Below are 21,093 nucleotides of genomic sequence, written 5' to 3'. Positions count from 1 at the left end.
CCGCCACGATGCAGATCGTCGCGGGCTTTTTTATCTTGCAAGGCCAAGCTTCCGGTGGCCCACCACTGTGCTTTGGCTGCTGCGGGTGATCGGCTACACTGGGACTCTTTCATTTCAAACAGCAGTGGTCATGGGCTTGATAAAGTTACTAATTCTCGTCGCGGTGGTTTGGCTGGTTCTCAAATTCTGGCGCCGGGCCCAAATTGGCAACCGCCGGGCCGGCGGCGCCTCTGCGCGTGACCAGGCCACCGCTGCTCCGGTAATGGTGCGCTGCGCGCGCTGCCAGGTGCATCTGCCGCAGAGCCGCGCGCTGCGCACCGACGATGCATGGTATTGCTGCGCGGAGCATCGCGATGCCAAATCAGACTGAGCAGATAGACTCGCAACGCCCGCGCATTCTGCGCCTGTACAATCTCTACCGCGTCATTCTCGGCTTTGGCCTGACCCTGCTGACCAATTCGGTGCTGCGCGACGGGTTGCTGGATCTCAGCAACCCGCCACTGTACGAGAAGGCCAGCTGGATCTATCTGTTCATCAACGTATTGATCGCCCTGCTGCTGCATCGGGGCCGCCGCGACCTGCATGTGTTCATCATCACACTGGCCGATATCGGTCTGCTGGGTGTAATTTTCTTCGCCGCCGGCGGCGTCGGCAGTGGCTTCGGCAATCTGCTGATCATTCCGGTGGCGATCGGCAACATTCTGCTGCATGGCCGCATTGGCCTGCTGCTGCCGGCGCTGGCCAGCATAGGCTTGATCTACCTGACTTTTTTTCTCAGCCTGACACATCCCTATGTGGGCCAGAGTTATTTGCAGGTAGGCGTGCTGGGCTGTATCTACTTCGCCGTGGCCCTCTTCGTGCAGCGCATCAGCCGCCGCCTGTACCTCTCGGAAACCCTCGCTCAGCAGCAGGCCGCCAGCCTGGCCAGCCTGGAGCAGCTGAACCAGTTGATTATTCAGCGCATGCGTACTGGCATCATAGTAGTGGGCCCGGCCAACCGGATCATTACCGGCAACGAAGCCAGCGCCCAGATGCTGGCACGCCCCATCCAGGCCGGCGCGGCGCTCGACAAGTTGGTGCCCGAACTGGACCAGCGCCTGCAGCAGTGGCGGCGCAACCCTTCCAGCCGCTCCACTTCCTTCCATAGCCACAGCGGCAGCGCCGAGATACTCGCCAATTTCAAGCCGCTCAGCGGTAGTGGCGACAACACCATCCTGGTCTTTCTTGATGACAACACTCAGGTAGCGCAACAGGCGCAGCAGCTCAAGCTGGCTTCACTCGGCCGTCTGACCGCCAGCATTGCCCACGAAATCCGCAACCCTCTGGGCGCCATCAGTCACGCCGCCCAGTTGCTCAACGAATCAGACCAGTTGTGCAAACAGGACCTGCGCCTGACCGAGATCATCCAGCAGCACTCGCAGCGCATGAACCGGGTGATAGAAACCGTACTCGAGCTGTCCCGCCGGCGACCGAGCGAGCCGCAGCTGGTGGACCTGGCGTTGTGGACCTCCAATTTTCTAAGCGATTTTCGCGCCGCCCATCCAGCCACCGATATCATCGACTGCGAGATCGAGAAGGAAGGCATACTCACCCGCATCGATCCTAACCAGATGACCCAGGTGCTCAACAACCTCTGCCACAATGCCCTGCGCTACAGCGGCGAAGCCGGCAGTGAGCGCACCATCTATCTGAAGCTGTATGAAGACGACGTCAGCCAACTGCCCACGCTGGAAGTCATCGATTATGGCCCCGGCGTAGCGGACGAACACGTAGGGCATATTTTCGAGCCCTTCTATACTACCGAAGCCAGCGGCACCGGCCTGGGCCTGTATATCTCCCGGGAGTTGTGCGAAAGCAATCAGGCGCGCCTGGAGTACGAGGCTGCCAGCCCGACCGGCAGTTGCATGCGGATCACCTTCGCCCACCCGCGGCGGCTGGTATGATGGGCAATCCGTACCCACGCAAGGAGCACCCAAAGTCGACATGAGCAAGCCAACCGTTCTGATCATCGACGACGAACCGGATATCCTCGAACTGCTGGACATGACGCTCGGCCGCATGAACGTGAGCACCCAGAGCGCCACCACCATGGAGCAGGCGCTATCGTTGCTGCGCAGCAACGATTACGCGCTTTGCCTGACCGATATGCGCCTGCCCGACGGCGACGGCATGAGCATAGTGCGACACATCCAGCAGTACTGCCCCTGTACGCCGGTGGCGATGATTACCGCCTACGGCAGTCTGGATACCGCGATCAACGCCCTCAAGGCCGGCGCCTTCGACTTCCTGACCAAGCCGGTGGATCTGCAACGCCTGAGAGAGCTGGTCAGTAGCGCGCTCAAGCTACACCAGACGCCTGCACCCACCAGCGGCGATGAGAGCCAGGATCCTCTGTTGGGCATTTCGCCGCCCATCGAGCGCTTGCGCAACCAGATCGGCAAACTGGCTCGCAGCCAGGCACCGCTATATATCAGTGGCGAATCGGGCAGTGGCAAGGAGCTCGTGGCGCGGCGCATTCATGCCTTGGGCCCGCGCGCTGAACAGGCGTTTGTGCCGGTCAACTGCGGCGCCATTCCGTCCGAACTGATGGAGAGCGAGTTCTTCGGTCATCGCAAGGGCAGCTTCACCGGCGCGGTGGCGGACAAACCGGGTCTGTTTCAGGCAGCCAACCACGGCACCCTGTTTCTCGATGAGGTGGCCGACCTGCCCATGGCCATGCAGGTGAAACTGCTGCGGGCCATCCAGGAAAAGGCCGTCAGACCGCTGGGCACCCAGCAAGAGGAGTCTGTTGATGTGCGATTGCTTTGCGCCACCCACAAGGATCTGGCCAATGAAGTCGCTGAAGGACGCTTTCGGCAGGACCTGTTCTATCGCATCAATGTGATCGAGCTCCGCGTGCCTCCGCTGCGCGAGCGCCGCGAAGATCTGCCACTGTTGACCCGGCACATTCTTGGCAAACTGGCCAAGCGCAACGGGCAACCCGCGCCCCAGATTACCGCCAACTGCATGGAGCTACTCTGCAATTATCGCTTTCCAGGCAACGTGCGCGAGCTGGAAAACGCACTTGAACGGGCCTTCACCCTGTGCGAAAACCAGCGTATCGAGACCACGGATCTGCATCTGTCCAATGCACCTGCGAGTAGCCAAGATGAAAGCCAGGACCTCAGTCAGATCAATCACCTGGAAGATTTTCTCGATAACATCGAGCGTCAGGCCATTACCCAGGCACTGGAAGAAACCCGCTGGAACAAGACCGCCGCGGCAAAACGGCTGGGTCTGACTTTTCGCTCTCTGCGTTACCGCTTGAAGAAGCTGGGGTTGGACGACTGAAGCTGGAAGCTGGAAGCTGGAAGCTGCTAGTGTGCGCCGCCTCGGAATAGGCGAGTCAAGCATTTTCCTGGTCTTGCCTCGCCCTACCTTTTCTGCCGCGCCCCTAAATCGGTTGCCTTAGCCGACCTGCTGGCAAGTAGGGCTCGGGATTGAGCGCTGGCTGGCGTTGCAACAGCAGATCCGCGAGCAACCGGCAGGACGCCGGTGCCAGCACCAGGCCGTTGCGGTAGTGGCCGGCGTTCAACCACAGCCCAGGCATATCCGCGACCGGCCCGATATAGGGCACCCCTTCTGGCGACCCCGGGCGCAATCCGGCCCACTGCGCTATCGGCTCCAGGTCTTGCAACGCTGGCAACAACGCCTGGGCCGAGGCGCGCAGAGAATCCAGCGCCTCGGTGCTGGTGGCCTTGTCATAACCGGCGTGCTCCAGCGTACTGCCGATCAGGATATGCCCGTCGCGACGCGGTATCGCATAGCGCCCTTCATAAAGGACAACAGACCTGAGCCAACCAGGCTCGTGGCGGTACAGCAGCATTTGGCCTTTTACCGGCACCACTGGCAAGGCAACTTCGGCCTGTGCCAGCCAGTCACCGGTCCAGGCGCCCGTGGCTACCACTACGGCGTCAGCGCGGTACTGGCCGCTGGGCGTAGTGACGCCAACCACTCGACGCCCCTCACGCAGCAGGGCAACCGCCGGACTATGCTCGTGCAGCTCAAAGCCAGGGCACTGCACCAAACGCGCCTGCAGCGCCTGCATCAACCGCGGGTTACGCACGTTTGCCAGATCCGCCTGCCAGAGAGCACTACCGTAGCCAGCGGCCAACTGGGGCACGCGCGCATAAATGAAGTCACTCGACACCTCGGTGAGCGACTGCTGATGCTGCCGCGCCCAGGCCAGCGCCTGGTCCCGCTCGGCGTGGTCCAGCCACAACAAGCCACAGGGCTCGACTTCGGCATCTATGCCGGTCTGCTGCAAAAGTTGCGCAGCCAGCGTTGGATAGAAGCCCTGCGACCAGTTTGCCAGCGCTCGCACCGGCTCCTGATACCGCCAGGGATAGAGCGGTGACACTATGCCGCCGCCGGCCCACGACGCTTCTCGCCCCAACTCGCCGCGCTCCAGCAATGTCACCCGACAACCCGCCTCAAGCAAATTGAGCGCACTGAGGCAGCCCATCACACCGCCGCCCACCACCACGATATCCTGCATCGACTCCCCTTTGATAAAAAACCGCAAGAAACGAAATCACGCGATTGCCGTCACCTTACTGCTGCGCCTGGGCTACAGGCTAACCACAATCACGCCTCAGATTGCTGCGCCAGATCAAAGGCATGCCCGATGCCGATCAACGACATCAGCTGTTGCCGAACAACACGACCAACCGCGGCGAACTTTAGCCCAGGACAAGAACATTCTCTGCACGCTAGTGTCTCAAACACATGATTTGGCCACATTGCCCCGGCTTTGATTCTGTCACCAGCAGAATTAAACCGGTATGATAACGCCTCTCTGAACTACTCCAATGGCCGATTACCGTCAGTCCATTGAGCCCTGGCAGCTTAATCCCCGCAGCGCTACCGTTGCCCAGTCAGCCTCGCGACTGTTCAACCTGCTGCTGCCACACCAGGGCTTTCGGAGCAGACAGCACACCGCTTGACGTGCTCTCGATCCAGCCAAAAGCCAGAATCGAGAACAAGCCCGTTTGCTAGCCGCCCCGACATTGGCCAGTATGATCACTGGAGAGCTCAAGAGGCTCCTTGATTTTTACCAAAGAGGCGACATGTAAATGACAGCAAGAAATGTAGATGTATTGCTGGTCGGTGGTGGTGTCATGAGCGCTACGCTAGGAATGTTGCTCAAACAGCTGGATCCGGCGATGACCATTACCCTGGTCGAGCGTCTGGACCACGTTGCTCACGAGAGCACCGACGGCTGGAACAACGCCGGTACCGGTCACGCCGGTTACTGTGAGCTGAACTACACTCCGCAGGACGCAGACGGCAACATTGCCATCGAGCGCGCCCTGGCCATCAATGCATCATTTGAAGTAACCCTGCAGTTCTGGACCTACCTGGTCGAACAGGGAATCCTGCCCAGGGCATCCGACTTCATCAATACCACACCGCACCAGAGCTTTGTCTGGGGCGCGGACGACGTCGAGTTTCTGCGCAAGCGCCACGAACTGCTCAGCAATCATCACCTGTTTGCTGAAATGCAATACAGCGACGCGCCTGAAAAGCTGCGCGAATGGATGCCGTTGATCATGTCGAGCCGCGATGCCGACCAGCCCATCGCGGCCACCCGCGTCGAGCACGGTTCCGACGTCGACTTTGGCTCGCTGACACGCAAGATGATCGATCACCTGACAAAGCAGGATGGCTTCGAGCTCTGCCTGAAGCATTCGGTGAAGAGCCTGCGCAAGAGCAAGAAAGGCCACTGGCGCGTCAGCATCGAAGATGAGAACAGCGGCGAGGACAAGACATTCAACGCCAAATTCGTATTTCTCGGTGCCGGCGGTGGCTCACTGCCGCTGTTGCAGAAATCCCATATCGATGAGAGCCAGGGCTACGGCGGTTTCCCGGTCAGCGGCCAATGGTTGGTCTGCAAGGCGCCGGAAGTGGTCAAGCGCCACAGCTCCAAGGTCTACGGCAAAGCGCCAGTCGGTGCGCCGCCGATGTCAGTACCGCATCTGGATACGCGCATCATCAACGGCCAGCCCGCGTTGCTCTTTGGTCCCTTCGCCGGGTTCACCACCAAATTCCTGAAAAAAGGCTCGGTGTTCGATCTGTTTTCCTCGGTCAAGCCGTACAACGTGGCCCCCATGATGGCTGTGGGTCGCGACAATATGGACCTGACCAAGTACCTGATTGCCGAATCCTTCCAGTCGCACAAGGATCGCGTGGCGTCGCTGCGCAACTTCTTCCCCGATGCGCAGGAGAAGAACTGGGAACTGCAGAACGCCGGCATGCGCGTTCAGATCATCAAGAAAGACGCCAAGGGGCACGGCAAGCTGGAGTTCGGCACCGAGATTGTGGCAGCCAAGGACGGCTCCCTGGCAGCATTGCTGGGCGCATCCCCCGGAGCCTCAACGGCGGTGCAGGCGATGATCGATGTGCTGGAGCGTTGCTTCAAGGATCGTATCGCCAGCCCCGAATGGCAGGCACGCATGAAGGAGCTGGTGCCTTCCTACGGCCAGTCGCTGATCACAGATGCTGAGCTGCTCAAGAGCGTGCGTTCACGCACCTTGAGCACCCTGGGTCTGGGCAGGGCTCAGTCCGCTGTCTGAAACCGTTTGATCCGCTCAGGTGTGGGCGGGTGGCTGGACAGGAAACTGCCCAGGCCGCTCGCCCCCTCCTCATCGGCCTGCCCGTCCTTCGCCAGCCCTTTTTCATCCCGCTCGCCATCGGCTAGCAGCGCGTCCTGCGGGTCGAGACGGAGCATGATGTCGGCAAAGTGCTGGAGCGCTATGCCCTGCTGCTGAAGAAAAGCCAAGGCAAAATCATCCGCCTCGGTTTCCATCTCCCGCTGGTAACTCAGGTTGGCCAACAGCGCTGGCAGTCCGGTGGTCAGATCGGAGGCGGCAGACACGTCACCGGTAACGGATATCATCACGAACACCAGCAGTGAGCTCTGCACCACATTGCGCAGACCGTGTCGATTGACCACGTGGCCCACCTCATGCGCCAGCACGGCCGCCAGCTCTTCGTCATTTCTGGCCAATGCGATCATGTCGTCGGTGAATATCAAGTTGCCGCCAGGCAGGGCAAAGGCGTTGGCACCCAGCGCTTCGGAGGCGCGAAAATGCAGTTGCAGACTGTGCTTGGGGTAAGCCTCCTGCATGGCCCGCAAGTAGGGTGACATGGCTGCCAGTACCTCCTGCTGCCGCGCCTCGGTCAGCTCGCTGGGATCCGTCCACAGTTGGTCCAGGGTCGCCAGCGACTGTTCGCCTATGTGCGTTTCCAGCTCGACAGGCAAGGCACGGGCAAGCTGATTCGACAGCCAGGGCACGCCGTACAATACGCCCAACACGGAAAACCCCAAAACGGCTACCAGGCTGCAGATGATCAGCCTGGGGTTGACCTCCAGCCGCTGCAGCCAGGTGCTGCCACCGGAGCCCTTGAGCGCACGCGACAGCCGCTGCAGGCCCGCCACGTCCAGCGACTCCAGCACAGCCCCGTCAGCTAAATGCAGATAACTGCTGGTGTTGCCTACCTGCACGCCCAGGCGCACCTGATCTGCGCTTAAGCGCCGGGTTTGCTGACCCAGCTCCAGCACCAGCTCACCCCCGTGCACCCGCGCACGCGCCGCGCTGCTGCCACTGGTACGGCCGTCGAAATAACGGCCGTCTACCCACTGCTCAGACGAGGGAGATACCGACATCAAAGACGTCCCCCAGCTCCAGTCCTACCGCACCGGCCCGCTGTGCTTCACCGGCAACGAAACCGTCGAGATCGCCGTGGATCAGCATTTGTGTGCAGCTGGCGCGATAACGCGCCATACGGACCTTGGCCCAGGGGGTAAAAAAGCCCAGCGTAAGCATTACCAGGATGCTGTTGCTGAAGAAAATCCACAGCATCCGCCGCTTGCCCAACTGTGAAACAAAGCCGTGTTCGCCCAGTGTGGTGGCGCTCATGACCAGATTGGTAAAGGCTGCCAGCAGATACCCGAACAGGGCGAGATAGCCGAGGATCAGAATCGGGATGGACAGCGCGCTGTGAATCAATTGCGCCAGCGCCGCCAGCACGGCAAAGCCGATCAGTACGCCAAACATGCGCAGAAAGAACAGGTAAACCGCACCAACCGACAGATTCAGACTGAACTCGCTGCGGCCAAAGCGCATATTATCGACCAGGTATGCATACCACCGCTGTGCCGGGAGAGGGATCAGCAGACCCAGGCTCAAAATCGCCAGAATGGGCCAGAGGTAAACCACCTGTACCGACTGCCAGTAACTGCCGACAAAATCGAAGCGGATATTGCGGTAGGCGCTATTAACCGCGTGAAATTTCAACGAGCGCATGATAATCCAGGGCAGCACCGGCAGAAAAATTACCAGCAAACCCATGGCTACCAGCGGGTAGAAGGACGAAGCCACCGACCAGATAATTACCGCCACCATTGCCACCAGACGACCGCGGAAGATCTGCCAGGGGTCGGCCAGATACTGGAAGCTCGTATCTTCCAGCAGCGTGTGCCCATAAAAGTACTGCAGATTGCGCACCTTGGCCCAGGGCGCATAGAAACCCAGGGTGACCATCAGCAACAGGATGTTGACGATCCAGATGCCGAAATACTCGCCACCATCGCCGGTAAACTTGATTCTCGACGGTCGACGTCCGGACGCGGACCCACGCGTATTTTCCGGCGGCGCTTCGCCGCTTGAGACGGTCGGCGGCACCACCGCCAGGGTCGGCTCATGGCGAGCAGAGGGTTCAACAACCGCTGCCTGCTCGCCGGCCTCTTCGGCGATAACCTCGGTAACCAGCCCGGCCGCCTGCAAACGTTGCCGGTAGCGCTCGGCCTGCTCTGCGCTCAGGTTGCTCTTTATCGTGACCTTGCGACCGTCCAGCAGGGCCTGAACCTGCCGCTCGTGAAAGCCGATTCGCAGTAACTCACCGCGCAGCGCCGGCTCTTCTATGCCCGCCACTCGCACACCATTGAACACAACCTTGAAACTGTCTGGCATCGAAATCCCTTCCGTTGGTAGTAACCGCCTCGCCTGCGTATTCCAGTAGCAAAAGGCCAATACGCAAAATTTGCGCTATTCAACCAATCGCCGCGTGGGCGCGCAAGTGTCGCCCTGCAACTTTGTGCGTTACTGCCGGGTAACATCCAGCTCCACGCCCCGTGCCAGCAACTGGTCATAAGCCAGATCCAGTGCCTGTACCAGGCGGGTGGCATCGGGAGTGCGGCGTGACACCACCAAGCGCATGGATTGTTCTGCCACCGTAATGTGAGGCAAGGCTTCAATGCCAAGGCTGTCCACTACGGTGTCGACCTGGGCTCGATAGTCCAACAGATAGTCGCCCCGCCCGCGCAACAGCATACGCACGGCGCCCAGATGCGAGCTGCCGCTGTGAAAGGTCAGGTTCAACGCGGGATCGCTCAGAGTGCGCATCAGCTGCGCGGTATAGGTGTAATTGGTGATCAGAATGAGACGCTTGCCCTTGACGCCCTGAGGCCAGGCTGGCGGTCGGGTGCCAGGAGGATAGTACAGATTGATGCCCACGGTCCCCAGGGTGCGCCGGGTCAGCAGCGTGTGCGCCTCAAGGCCGGGCTTGTTGACGATACCCGGCCATATCTGCACCGAGCCGTCCTCCAGTCCCTTCCAGATACGCGCCGCTGGCAAGATGCGTATCTCGTACGCGAGCCCCGCCTGTTGCAGGAGTTTTTCAACTAGGGTAACAGTACGCCCAACCGCATGGCCGTTTTCGTCCACCTCGGAATAGCCGGGGAAGTCCATGATGGCAACCTGCAGACGCGCATCGGTCGACAGGGGCTCCAGCGGCGTCTGCGCCTGGACGACTGCAGCGCAGGCCAGCAACAGTATCAGCGATGTCAGCAAACCGGCGAGCAGCCGCATAGGAACCATCCTGTTGTCTTGTTCTTTTGTAGTCATTCTAGCTTCGCCGACGCGTTAAGCCATGCAGCCGGTGCCTAACCTATGAGCCAGGCTGCTGCGCTTACAATTATGCCTAGCCGAGACGGGCGTCACAAATACAGCGTCAATTTTATACCTTTACCACTCCTTCTGACGATTGCCCGCAAGGTAGCGGATTGCGGGCCCCGACCGACTTTCACCACCCCATTAAAAAACCCTCCGCGACCTGCGCCGGGAGGGTTCGATTGCCACCGCTCTGGGTGTCAGTCGCCGTAAACCGGCAGCCGTGCACAGATCTGCTTGACCTGCTCGCGAACGCGATCCACCACAGACTCGTCACCCATGTTGTCCAGGATGTCGCAAATCCAGCCCGCCAGGGCCTGACAATCCGCCTCGACAAAGCCGCGGGTAGTCACCGCCGGCGTGCCGATACGCAGGCCCGAGGTCACGAAAGGTGAACGCGGGTCGTTGGGTACAGCATTCTTGTTGACGGTAATAAAGGCGCGACCCAGTGCGGCGTCTGCGTCCTTGCCGGTAATGTCCTGCTTGATCAGCGAGAGCAGGAACAGGTGGTTTTCGGTACCGCCGGAAACCACATCAAAGCCGCGCTCCACGAAGACCGCAGCCATCGCCTTGGCGTTCTTCACAACCTGCTGCTGATAGGTCTTGAACTCGGGGCTCATGGCTTCCTTGAAGCAGATCGCCTTGGCGGCGATCACATGCATCAATGGGCCGCCCTGACCACCTGGGAATACCGCAGAGTTCAGCTTCTTTTCCAGCGCTTCGTTGGCTCGCGCCAGAATCAGACCGCCGCGCGGACCGCGCAGCGTCTTGTGCGTCGTAGTGGTCACCACATCGGCAAAGGGCACCGGGTTGGGGTAAACGCCCGCAGCTACCAGACCAGCCACGTGGGCCATGTCGACAAACAGGTAGGCACCCACCTTGTCGGCGATTTCGCGGAAGCGCGGAAAATCCAGAACCTGCGAATAGGCCGAGAAACCGGCGATGATCATCTTCGGCTTGTGCTCAAGCGCCAATGCCTCGACTTCGTCGTAGTCGATCAGACCGGTATCGGTGTTGATACCGTACTGCACAGCATTGTAGTGCTTGCCGGAGAAGTTCACGGTGGCGCCGTGGGTCAGGTGACCACCGTGCGCCAGACTCATGCCCAGCACGGTGTCACCCGGGGTCAGCAACGCCTGGAATACGGCGCTGTTGGCCTGCGAGCCGGCATGCGGCTGCACGTTGGCGTAATCGGCACCAAACAGCGCCTTGGCGCGGTCGATTGCCAGCTGTTCCGCCACATCGACGTATTCACAACCGCCGTAGTAACGCTTGCCCGGATAACCTTCGGCGTACTTGTTGGTCAGTACCGAACCCTGCGCCTGCATCACGGCCGGGCTGGTGTAGTTTTCCGAGGCAATCAGTTCGATGTGCTCTTCCTGACGCACTTCTTCCTGCTGCATGGCAGCCCAGAGATCGGCGTCGAATGTGGCTATATCGTTGGAACGGCTAAACATGTAACGGCCCCCTGTCAGGTCGTTCAGAAACAAAAGAGGCGCGCATTTTAACGCAAGCCAGGTCGGCTGACACTTGAAAAGCATTCAGGCGTGCGTAAAAAAAGCTCATTTGGGCTCAGCCAGCAAGCCAGCAAGCCTCGAATGCCGTCGCTTCAATTGGCCGCCCCAGATGAAAGCCCTGCACTTCGTCGCAACCAAAGCCGGTGACCAGGCTGTACTGCTCGGCGGTTTCTATCCCTTCCGCTATCACCCTAAGCTGCAAGCTGCGTCCCATCGCCACTATGGCCTCAGCCAGACGCGCATCCCGGCTGTGTGGCCGCATGGCCTGGATGAAGCCGCGATCAATTTTCAGCGTGTCTATGGGAAAGTCTTTCAAATAATTGAGGGCCGAGTAACCGGTGCCAAAATCGTCGATGGCAATGTGCACACCCTTGTCCTTGAGCCGGTTCAGCGTGCTCATGGTCAATTCCAGGTTGCGCAGCAGAATGCTCTCGGTGAGTTCCAGCTCGAGGACCTGCGGCGGCAACTGGTAGCGCTCGAGGATGCCGGATATCTGCTCCACCAACTGGCCATCATCAAATTGCATGGCTGAAAGATTGACCGCCAGCCGCGGCATGCTGTAGCCCCGCAGACGCCATTGCGCCAGCTGCTGGCAAGCCTGATCCAGAACCCACTCGCCAAGGCCGCGAATCAGCCCCAGCTCTTCGGCAATGGGAATGAAGTCGGCCGGTGAGACGCTGCCGCGCACCGGATCGGTCCAGCGCAGCAGGACTTCCGCCCCCGTCAGACGACCGTTGGCGCAACTGAACTGCGGCTGGTAAACCAGATGAAAGGCGCGCTCCTGCACCGCGCGGCGCAGATCGTTCTCCAGCCCCAGACGCTCCAGCGCCCGGGCGTTCATTTCGCTCTGATAGAACTGATAGGTATCCTTGCCCATCGCCTTGGCGTGATACATGGCGGTATCGGCGTTCTTCAGCAGTATATTGTCTTCATCGCCATCCTGCGGCGCCAGCGCGATACCAATACTGGCGCTGACAAAAAACTCCCGCTCCTGCAGTACGAAGGCTGGCCCCAGCGCCAGCAAGACCTTTTCAGCCACATGCATGCAGGCCGAGAGCGCCGCATCGTGATCGGCCAGACCGGACAGCAGGATAGTAAATTCGTCTCCGCCCATGCGCGCCACGGTATCGCTCTCGCGCACGCAACGGCGCAGGCGCCGCGCCACATCCTTGAGCACGCTATCGCCCGCCGCATGGCCAAGACTGTCATTGATCGGCTTGAAGCGGTCCAGATCGAGGAAGAGGATGGCAACCCACTCGGAGCGCCGGGCTGCCAACGAGAGCGCAGCCTGCAAGCGATCCTGGAACAGGGTGCGATTGGGCAAGCCGGTCAGCACATCGTAGTAAGCCAGGCTTTGTATACGGGCTTCCGACGCCTTGCGCTCACTGATATCCACAAAGAAGCACACATAGCTGACCAGGTCGCCCTCGCTGTCATGCACCGCCGTGATTCCGGCCCAACTAGGGAAAGCCTCGCCGTCCTTGCGCTGCTGCCATATTTCCCCTTCCCAGCGACCCTGATCGTGCAGCGCGCGCATGATCTCGAGATAGAAGCTTTCCTCGTGCAGACGTGCGGTCAGCACCGAAGGCAACTGGTCGACAATCTGATCACTACGGTAGCCAGTGATGCGCGTGAAGTTTTCATTCACCTGCACTATGTAACCGGCCGGATCAGTCACCAGCACCGCCCCGGTGGTGTTTTCAAATACGGTGGCGGCCATACGCAGACGATTTTCCGTGCGCCGCTGCTCGGTGATATCGCGCGCCACACCCAGCAGGCCCAGGAAGCGGCCCTGCGCGTTCCACATCAGCGAAACCCGGGTCTCCAGCGGGCATTTACGCCCATCTGCCTTGATCGCATCGGCTACTATCTGGCGCTGGAAAGCCTGCTTGCGCAGCTCCTTGGCTTTCTCCTTGCTATAGACCTGCTGCCGCAATTCCTTGGTCAGCTCATGCATGAACTCCAGATAGCGCTCACCAACGATAATCTCGTCGCGGCCGTGCTGCTGCAGGTAGTCCGGGGTATAACCCAGTACATGTTGCACCGAGGGGCTGATGAAGTCGGTGCGAAACTCGCTGTCGGTCGACCAGACAATATCACTGACGTTTTCCGCCATCAGCCGGTAGCGCGCCTCGGAGCGTTGCACCGCCTGCCGAGCCAGCATCTGCACATGGGCGTCACGGACAAAGCCGATGACCTGCTCCACCCGGCCATCAAAGCTGCGCTTGAATACCTTGGAGCGAATACTGAACCAGCGCCATCCGGTTTCCTTGTGGCGCCAGCGCACCCGCCACTCAAGCACCTGGTTGTCTGGCAGGACCTGCTGCAGACGGCGGTTGACCTGCATGTACTCAAGATCATCCGGATGCAGCAATGCAGTACGGTACTGCGGCCCCATGGCAGCCTCTTCTTCTGCGCTGTAGCCCAGCATCAGCGCCAGCGAGCGGTTACTGAAGAAAAACTCATCCGCCCCCATCTTGTGAATATCGCGTATATAGACGAGATCTGGCAGCGAGCGCACTACGCTGGCCCAGAACTGCTCGCGCTCGCGCATCGCCAGCTCGATCCGTCGCCGCTCGGTCAGATCGGTAATACTCAGGGTCACCGCGTGCAACTCGTCCACTTCACGCGGCAGCCGCATCACCATCCAGAGATAGCGCAGCTTGCCATCGGCGTCACGCATGGGCGTTTCCAGCTCTAGCCGCGCATCACCATTGATCATTGCCAGTATCAGCCGGTACCGTGCGCCGCCGATGCGGATGCGCTCCTCGCCGCGCAACATCGCCAGCACTCTGTCCTGCGAGTCAACCTGCAACAGATCCAGCGCCACCTGATTGGCTTCCAGTAGATCAATGCTGGCCAGCAGCTCGCAATGCTGCTGTGGCTGTTGATTCAGCCAGAGGTCGAGCGCTTGTTGATCGTGCAATCCCTGGCGCATGATGAAGGACTTGAGCGCACTCAGATCAACCAGGCAAAGCGCCATATCAACGCCCTGAAAGACATCCAGATAGCGCCGCTCGGTATCCTGCATGTGTCGGAATGACAACTCGCGGCTGGCACGTAGGTGCCGATTGGATCGGAGCTGGCGTACCAGCAGCCAGAGCACCAGCAGCAACGTCAGCAAGGAGCCCAGCAGCAGCAACATGCGTTTGAGCAGCAGCGGCCCCAACTGGCGGTGATAGTAATCAGCGTCCACCAGGCCACGAACCTGCCAGAGAGTACCCGCCACCGGCGCGCTGACCACCACGCGATGACGCTCCTCCGCCGACATGGGCGCGTTACCCGAGTAGACCAGACGGTCATCCTGTTGCCGCGCCAGCACTCGACTGCGCCCCGCGTCTTCCAGCAACCAGACATACCCCTGGGCTCCACGCGCCGAGACCAGCGAGGCCAACGCACGGCCATCCAGCGTCAGCACCCAGAAGCGGCCGGCTTGAGCACTGGAGAGAGTCCAGAAAAGCTGATTGTGCTCCAGGTCGGAGTCCAGCCCGAAGGCTTCGCCGCTGATATTCAGCCGATGGGCAGTTTGTTGCCAGGAAGCTGGCGAACGCCAGCCGAGACGGTCAAGGTGTACTTCGCGCACATTGATCACACCGGGCAGGAAATCCTGGACCACCTGCAGCGAGCTGGCGCCTGGATCGGGGGCCTGATAGTCCAACACCCGGGCCAGCGCGGTCGAAGTCACTGCCAGGTTGAGCGCCATCTGATCGGCGGTCAACCAGACACTTTCTTCCACCTGAACCTGGTGCTGACGTTTGAGCGCAAGGTAATCGAACCAGGACTGCCAGCCCAGCAGGGCGAGCACCAGCACGCCGGTGGCGGCAATCAGAAAATAGCCGACCCGTACCGACTGGGATTGTGCGGAGCCTGAGTCGGCGCCTTGGGCGGGCCATTGGGTTTTACTGTTCTTATTATTCAATATGGTCACTTGTCAAAATCAGTCTATTAAAAGCGATTTAACCCTTCTCTCCCCTGCATCCTGCAACCGGCACTCCCCAACCCCGGAAAAACCTGTGCTGCAGCGGCCGGCGTTTGCCCTTGAAGCCCAGTTGGGCTAGCCTTGCCTGCACTTTCGTCATGCTAACGGCCTCACGCCCCCGGCGCCATGCCAGCCGGCCCGTATGACGAAGCAGTTCATACCCCCATTCAACAGGTTCTGCCCCCATGGCTCAATATGTTTATAGCATGCATCGGGTTGGGAAAGTCGTCCCACCGAAGCGTCAGATTCTGAAAGATATCTCCCTCTCCTTTTTTCCCGGCGCCAAGATTGGCGTGCTCGGCCTCAACGGCGCGGGCAAGTCCACCTTGCTGCGGATCATGGCCGGCGTCGATACCGAGATAGAGGGCGAAGCCCGTCCAATGCCCGGCATCAAGGTAGGTTATCTGCCGCAGGAGCCACAACTTGATGCGGACAAGAGCGTACGCGACATCGTTGAAGAGGCGGTCGGCGAAATCAAGGCCGCCCAGGCGCGCCTGGACGAGGTCTACGCTGCCTACGCCGAACCCGATGCCGACTTCGACGCCCTGGCTGCCGAGCAGGGCAAACTCGAAGCCATACTGCAGGCCGCCGATGGTCACAATCTGGAGCGACAGCTGGAAGTGGCCGCTGATGCACTGCGCCTGCCGCCGTGGGACGCCAAGATCGAACACCTTTCCGGTGGCGAGAAGCGGCGTGTAGCGCTGTGCCGCCTGCTGCTGTCGGCGCCTGACATGCTGCTGCTGGACGAACCAACCAACCATTTGGACGCCGATTCCGTCGCCTGGCTGGAGCAGTTCCTGCACAATTTCCCGGGTACCGTGGTGGCCATTACCCACGACCGTTACTTCCTCGACAACGTCGCTGGCTGGATTCTCGAACTCGACCGCGGCCAGGGCATTCCGTTTGAAGGCAACTACTCGCAGTGGCTGGAATCCAAGGCCGCGCGTCTGAGCACCGAAGCCAAGCAGGAAGCCTCCCACGCCAAGGCGATGAAAGCCGAGCTGGAGTGGGTACGCCAGGGCGCGAAGGGCCGCCAGGCCAAATCCAAGGCACGTCTGCAGCGCTTTGAAGAGCTGCAATCGCAGGAATTCCAGAAGCGCAGCGAAACCAACGAGATCTATATTCCAGCTGGTCCACGTCTGGGCGACAAGGTCATTGAATTCAACGGCGTCAGCAAGGGCTACGGCGACCGCGTGCTGATCGACAACCTGACATTCTCCGTGCCCAAGGGCGCGATTGTCGGCGTGATCGGTGGTAACGGTGCGGGTAAATCTACCCTGTTCCGCATGATCACCTGCAAGGAGCAGCCCGATAGCGGCGCCATCGATATCGGCGAAACCGTCGAGATCGCCAGCGTGGATCAGAGCCGTGACGACCTGGACGGCAGCAAGACCGTGTGGGAACAGGTCTCCGACGGCTTCGACATGATCAAGGTAGGCAACTACGAGGTGCCTTCGCGCGGTTACGTGGGACGCTTCAACTTCAAGGGTTCCGACCAGCAGAAATTCGTCAAGGACCTTTCCGGTGGTGAGCGCGGCCGTCTGCATCTGGCGCTGACTCTCAAGCGTGGCGCCAACGTGCTGCTGCTCGACGAACCCTCCAACGATCTGGACGTGGAAACCCTGCGCGCGCTGGAAGAGGCCCTGCTGGACTTCCCCGGTTCAGCCATCGTGATCTCGCACGATCGCTGGTTCCTTGACCGTATCGCTACGCACATTCTCGCCTATGAGGATGACTCGCAGGTGGTGTTCTTTGACGGCAACTACACCGAGTACGAAGCCGATCGCAAGAAACGCCTGGGCGAAGCAGCAGCGCAGCCACACCGCGTGCGTTACAAGAAGCTGGCCTGACGTACCGCCCGGACCGCCAAGCGGTCCGGGCTGTTCGACGTAAAGCCGCTATAGTTAAGGCAGCACAAAAAAGCATCAGAATAACCAGACAGCCGCCTGATTGCGCCGCGTTGCAGCGCATAGGCACCGAGCCACATCCCCTTGCATCGCCACGGGAGGCAATCATGAGTGATGAAAGACGCCGCTTTACCCGCGTACCCTTCGATGCCAACACCCAGCTGCACCAGGACAACTGGCAAAGCCCGGTACAACTGATCGACATCTCGCTGCACGGCCTGCTGGTATTGCAGCCCGACAGTTGGGATCTGGCTCAGCCAGAAACCCCCTTCAGCGCCATCATCGAACTGAACGACGGCCAACAGATCCGCATGGAAGCCAGCCTCAGCCACGCGGAAGAAGGCCTGCTGGGCTTTGTCTGCGAACACATAGATCTCGACTCCATCAGCCACCTGCGCCGCCTGATCGCGCTCAACACGGGTGACGCCGCATTGCTGGAAAGGGAACTCAAAGCGCTGCTGTGACGCTGCGCTTTACAGCAGCTACAAGTGACAAGCCTCAAGCTGGAAGCTGGAAGTTGGAAGTTGGAAGTTGGAAGTTGGAAGTTGGAAGTTGGAAGTTGGAAGTTGGAAGTTGGAAGCTGGAAACTGGCCCTGCACAATTGAGGTGTTGGACTGGGCTCCCGCCCCTTCGCTGTTGCTGGATCGCTTGCGGCTTGAAGCTTGAAGCTAACGCCGCCAAAGCGGCGTTTTACTCAAAAATCGCAGAAAGCGCCTGATCCAGCCGGGTGACGGCGATCACCTCCATGCCCTTGGGCGACTCCTTGGGGGCGTTGGCTTTGGGCACAATCGCACGCGTAAAACCGTGTTTGGCGGCTTCCTTGAGTCGTTCCTGGCCACTGGGGACCGGACGGATCTCCCCAGACAGGCCCAGCTCGCCGAACACCATCAGATCCATCGGCAGCGGGCGATTGCGCAGGCTCGACATGACTGCGGCCAACAGTGCAAGATCGGCGGCGGTTTCCAGCACCTTGACGCCGCCCACCACGTTGACGAACACATCCTGATCATAGGTAGCCACACCGCCGTGGCGATGCAATACCGCCAGCAGCATGGCCAGGCGGTTCTGATCCAGCCCCAGAGTGACGCGGCGCGGATTGCCCAGATGGCTGGTATCCACCAATGCCTGCACTTCTACCAGCATGGGTCTGGAGCCTTCCCAGGTCGCCATTACCACGCTGCCGGGGATCGGCGCGTCATACCGGGACAAAAAGATCGCCGAGGGGTTGGCGACCTCTTTCAATCCCTTGTCGGTCATGGCAAAGACGCCCAGCTCGTTGACCGCGCCAAAGCGATTCTTGACTGCGCGCAGCATACGATAGCGGCCGTCTGCTTCGCCTTCGAAATACAATACGGTATCGACCATGTGCTCCAGCACGCGCGGCCCGGCCAGAGAACCCTCCTTGGTCACATGTCCCACCAGGAAAATCGCAGTGCCGCTCTGCTTGGCGTAGCGCACCAGCAGCGCCGCACTCTCACGCACCTGTGCCACGCCGCCGGGCGCTGATTGCAACTGCTCGGTAAAGATGGTCTGAATCGAATCCACCACCATCACCTTCGGCTGCTCCTGGCGCGCGGTAGCCACGATGCTCTCGATGCAGGTCTCAGTCATCACCTTGAGCTTGTCTTCCGGCAGGCCCAGCCGCCGGGCGCGCATCGCCACCTGCTGTTGCGACTCTTCACCGGTAATGTAGAGCGCTGGCATCTGCTGGGCCAGACGGCACAGCGTCTGCAGCAGGATGGTCGACTTGCCGATACCTGGATCACCGCCAATCAGCACCACCGAACCGCCTACCAGCCCGCCGCCCAACACACGATCCAGCTCAGAGGACCCGGTGGGCTGGCGCGGCATTTCTTCGGTGGAGACCTCCGCCAGGGTTTTCACCTGCGCCTGCTGGCCTGTCCAATTGCTGCTGCGCGCGGGGCTGCCGCCGGTTGGCGTGGTATCCAGCACGGTTTCCACCAGCGTATTCCAGGCCTGGCATTCCGCACACTGCCCCGACCACTTGGAAAAGGTCGCGCCACATTCGGTGCAACCGTATACGCGTTTGGTTTTCGCCATGCATCCCCCGGAAAAGTGGGCCCTCATGGGCCTGTGCGGCGCAACCGCTCTATACTGCAGCAAGCCGAACCAGAAAGGCGTTATTGTTGTCGAGCTAGTAGGAAACAAACAACCCTTGCCTGCCGAGCGCAGTCGAATTCTGCGTGCGGCAGCAACTAAGGCATGTGCATGAGCAAAGACAAAAGCTTGAAGAAGGAACGAGAAGCACTCTGCGAAGATCTGCTCGAGGCGCAATTTGAACTACAGAAAGCCAATCAGGGACCGGTGCTGCTGCTGGTCAGTGGCAACGACCTGGCCGGCAAGGCCGAGCTGATCTACACCTTCTACGACTGGCTCGACAACCGCTACCTCAATACCAGAGCCTTCACCGTGCCACGCGGGGTGGAACGCAAAATGCCGCGTCTATGGCGCTATTGGCGCAGCCTGCCGCCGGCCGGCACGGTCGGGTTTTATCTAGGCTCCTGGTATCACCAGCCGATGATCCAGCGCAGCCGTGGTCGGATGTCGGAGGCGCGCTTCAGCACACAGATGGCGCAGATTACCCGCTTCGAAAATCAGCTGGTTGCCGAAGGCGTACTGGTGCTGAAAATCTGGCTGCATCTGGAGCGCCCGCAAACCCAGGATGTGCCGGCGAAAACCCAGCAGGCACAGCAAAAGAAAATCGAAAGCGTGGCGATGCGCGAATGGGGCGAGTTCAGCGCCACCGAGTACGCCAAGGTCCTCGCCTGCGCCGAGCACACCACCGAGTTGACCTCAAGCGCGCTCGCTCCCTGGGTCTGGATAGACGGCAGCGACCCGGACCACCGGGATCTGCAAGTCGGCAAACTCCTGCTGCAGGCCATGGAACACAAACTGCAGGGCAAAGGCCTGGTGCCTAATGACGCAGATTGGCAACCAGCAAAGATCGACCGCCTGGCCAAGCTCGATTACGAGAAGGCGCTGGCCAAGGATGTGTACAAGCGAAAACTGGCATCGTTGCAGCAGCACCTGCGCGATCTGGCGCGTCACCCCGATTTCAGCAAAGGCAGTTTGTTGCTGGTATTCGAAGGGGCGGACGCTGCTGGCAAGGGCGGTACCATTCGCCGCATTACCCACTGCCTGGACCCGCGCATCCTGCGCGTACACGGCACCCGCGCACCCACCCCGGAAGAGCGCAGCCAGCCCTATCTGTTGCGATTCTGGCGGCGCATCCCCGCCCCCGGCACCGTGGTGGTATTTGATCGCAGCCACTATGGCCGTGTGCTGGTCGAACGCGTCGAAGGCCTGTGTAGCGACCTGCGCTGGCAGCAGGCCTACGCCGAGATCAACGACTTCGAGGCGCAGCTGCACCAGGCCGGCACCCAGGTGATCAAGTTCTGGCTGGCAATTACCCCAGAGGAGCAGCTGGCACGCTTTGAGGCGCGCGAGCAGACACCGACCAAAAGATACAAACTGACCGATGAGGACTGGCGCAACCGCGACAAGTGGCCGGATTACGCACAGGCCATGAACGACATGGTGGAGAACACCGATACCGCGCACGCGCCCTGGCACATCATCCCTTCCACCAGCAAGCGCTACGCCCGCATCGAGGCGCTGCGCATTGTGTGCGAGAGGCTGGAAAAACGTTTGAAACAATCCTGAGGCATACGCATGAT

The 21,093-nt window shown here is 60.3% G+C and carries 14 protein-coding genes; 7 read left to right on the top strand and 7 right to left on the bottom strand.

The window, feature by feature from the left end:
* Positions 1–67: 67 nt before the first annotated feature.
* Genes V7756_RS02780 through V7756_RS02770 form a run of 3 tightly spaced genes read left to right on the top strand, consistent with a single transcriptional unit; the run spans position 68 to position 3,330 of the window.
* Positions 68–370, top strand: a complete 303-nt coding sequence (locus V7756_RS02780; RefSeq protein WP_335608625.1) for a PP0621 family protein — start codon at positions 68–70, stop codon at positions 368–370.
* A complete protein-coding gene (locus V7756_RS02775; RefSeq protein WP_335608624.1) occupies positions 354–1,943 on the top strand; it encodes a sensor histidine kinase in 1,590 nt (529 codons plus the stop codon). The genes V7756_RS02780 and V7756_RS02775 overlap by 17 nt, the downstream gene beginning before the upstream one ends.
* 40 nt (positions 1,944–1,983) lie before the next feature.
* Positions 1,984–3,330 (top strand): sigma-54-dependent transcriptional regulator, encoded by a 1,347-nt coding sequence (locus V7756_RS02770; protein WP_335608623.1) that lies wholly within the window; start codon positions 1,984–1,986, stop codon positions 3,328–3,330.
* Positions 3,331–3,433: 103 nt separating this feature from the next.
* On the opposite strand, the gene thiO is transcribed toward V7756_RS02770, so the two are convergent.
* Positions 3,434–4,537 carry a glycine oxidase ThiO gene (thiO, locus tag V7756_RS02765; RefSeq protein WP_335608622.1) on the bottom strand — a complete coding sequence of 368 codons (1,104 nt, stop codon included), beginning with the start codon at positions 4,535–4,537 and terminating at the stop codon, positions 3,434–3,436.
* A gap of 577 nt (positions 4,538–5,114) precedes the next feature.
* Here thiO and mqo point away from each other — a divergent pair.
* Entirely contained in the window at positions 5,115–6,614 is a 1,500-nt protein-coding gene (gene mqo / locus V7756_RS02760; protein WP_335608621.1) for a malate dehydrogenase (quinone), read from the top strand.
* On the opposite strand, the gene V7756_RS02755 is transcribed toward mqo, so the two are convergent.
* From V7756_RS02755 to V7756_RS02735, 5 genes are all read right to left on the bottom strand, one after another.
* Positions 6,599–7,708, bottom strand: coding sequence for a M48 family metallopeptidase (locus V7756_RS02755; protein ID WP_335608620.1), 1,110 nt, complete (start codon positions 7,706–7,708; stop codon positions 6,599–6,601). The two genes, mqo and V7756_RS02755, sit on opposite strands and share 16 nt — an antisense overlap.
* Positions 7,686–9,014 (bottom strand): YjgN family protein, encoded by a 1,329-nt coding sequence (locus V7756_RS02750; protein ID WP_335608619.1) that lies wholly within the window; start codon positions 9,012–9,014, stop codon positions 7,686–7,688. Before V7756_RS02750 ends, V7756_RS02755 begins: the two co-directional genes overlap by 23 nt.
* A gap of 129 nt (positions 9,015–9,143) precedes the next feature.
* Positions 9,144–9,911, bottom strand: a complete 768-nt coding sequence (locus V7756_RS02745; protein WP_335608618.1) for a substrate-binding periplasmic protein — start codon at positions 9,909–9,911, stop codon at positions 9,144–9,146.
* Between the two features lie 281 nt (positions 9,912–10,192).
* Positions 10,193–11,449, bottom strand: a complete 1,257-nt coding sequence (gene glyA / locus V7756_RS02740; RefSeq protein WP_335608617.1) for a serine hydroxymethyltransferase — start codon at positions 11,447–11,449, stop codon at positions 10,193–10,195.
* Between the two features lie 115 nt (positions 11,450–11,564).
* The gene (locus tag V7756_RS02735; RefSeq protein ID WP_335608616.1) at positions 11,565–15,428 is read right to left on the bottom strand and encodes a sensor domain-containing protein; all 3,864 of its coding nucleotides are present in this window, start codon (positions 15,426–15,428) and stop codon (positions 11,565–11,567) included.
* Positions 15,429–15,673: 245 nt separating this feature from the next.
* On the opposite strand from V7756_RS02735, the gene ettA reads away from it, so the two are divergent.
* Both ettA and V7756_RS02725 read left to right on the top strand, forming a co-directional pair.
* Positions 15,674–17,338, top strand: a complete 1,665-nt coding sequence (gene ettA, locus V7756_RS02730; RefSeq protein ID WP_335608615.1) for an energy-dependent translational throttle protein EttA — start codon at positions 15,674–15,676, stop codon at positions 17,336–17,338.
* Positions 17,339–17,502: 164 nt separating this feature from the next.
* A complete protein-coding gene (locus V7756_RS02725) occupies positions 17,503–17,859 on the top strand; it encodes a PilZ domain-containing protein (protein ID WP_335608614.1) in 357 nt (118 codons plus the stop codon).
* Positions 17,860–18,085: 226 nt separating this feature from the next.
* Here V7756_RS02725 and radA read toward each other — a convergent pair whose 3' ends face one another.
* Positions 18,086–19,456: a DNA repair protein RadA gene (gene radA / locus V7756_RS02720; RefSeq protein WP_335608613.1), complete on the bottom strand. Its 1,371-nt coding sequence runs from the start codon at positions 19,454–19,456 to the stop codon at positions 18,086–18,088.
* Positions 19,457–19,624: 168 nt separating this feature from the next.
* Here radA and pap point away from each other — a divergent pair, with 168 nt between their 5' ends.
* Positions 19,625–21,079: a polyphosphate:AMP phosphotransferase gene (gene pap, locus V7756_RS02715; RefSeq protein ID WP_335608612.1), complete on the top strand. Its 1,455-nt coding sequence runs from the start codon at positions 19,625–19,627 to the stop codon at positions 21,077–21,079.
* Positions 21,080–21,093: the final 14 nt, after the last annotated feature.

This window comes from Halopseudomonas sp. (assembly GCF_036961105.1).
Classification (GTDB): Bacteria; Pseudomonadota; Gammaproteobacteria; order Pseudomonadales; family Pseudomonadaceae; genus Halopseudomonas.
This window is presented reverse-complemented; position numbering and strand designations above follow the sequence as displayed.

Excerpts from the sequence above, each read along its gene's own strand:
- V7756_RS02775 (WP_335608624.1), top strand. The coding sequence starts at position 354 with ATGCCAAATCAGACTGAGCAGATAGACTCGCAACGCCCGCGCATTCTG.
- V7756_RS02770 (WP_335608623.1), top strand. The coding sequence starts at position 1,984 with ATGAGCAAGCCAACCGTTCTGATCATCGACGACGAACCGGATATCCTC.
- thiO (WP_335608622.1), bottom strand. The coding sequence starts at position 4,537 with ATGCAGGATATCGTGGTGGTGGGCGGCGGTGTGATGGGCTGCCTCAGT.
- mqo (WP_335608621.1), top strand. The coding sequence starts at position 5,115 with ATGACAGCAAGAAATGTAGATGTATTGCTGGTCGGTGGTGGTGTCATG.
- V7756_RS02755 (WP_335608620.1), bottom strand. The coding sequence starts at position 7,708 with ATGTCGGTATCTCCCTCGTCTGAGCAGTGGGTAGACGGCCGTTATTTC.
- V7756_RS02750 (WP_335608619.1), bottom strand. The coding sequence starts at position 9,014 with ATGCCAGACAGTTTCAAGGTTGTGTTCAATGGTGTGCGAGTGGCGGGC.
- V7756_RS02745 (WP_335608618.1), bottom strand. The coding sequence starts at position 9,911 with ATGCGGCTGCTCGCCGGTTTGCTGACATCGCTGATACTGTTGCTGGCC.
- glyA (WP_335608617.1), bottom strand. The coding sequence starts at position 11,449 with ATGTTTAGCCGTTCCAACGATATAGCCACATTCGACGCCGATCTCTGG.
- ettA (WP_335608615.1), top strand. The coding sequence starts at position 15,674 with ATGGCTCAATATGTTTATAGCATGCATCGGGTTGGGAAAGTCGTCCCA.
- V7756_RS02725 (WP_335608614.1), top strand. The coding sequence starts at position 17,503 with ATGAGTGATGAAAGACGCCGCTTTACCCGCGTACCCTTCGATGCCAAC.
- radA (WP_335608613.1), bottom strand. The coding sequence starts at position 19,456 with ATGGCGAAAACCAAACGCGTATACGGTTGCACCGAATGTGGCGCGACC.
- pap (WP_335608612.1), top strand. The coding sequence starts at position 19,625 with ATGAGCAAAGACAAAAGCTTGAAGAAGGAACGAGAAGCACTCTGCGAA.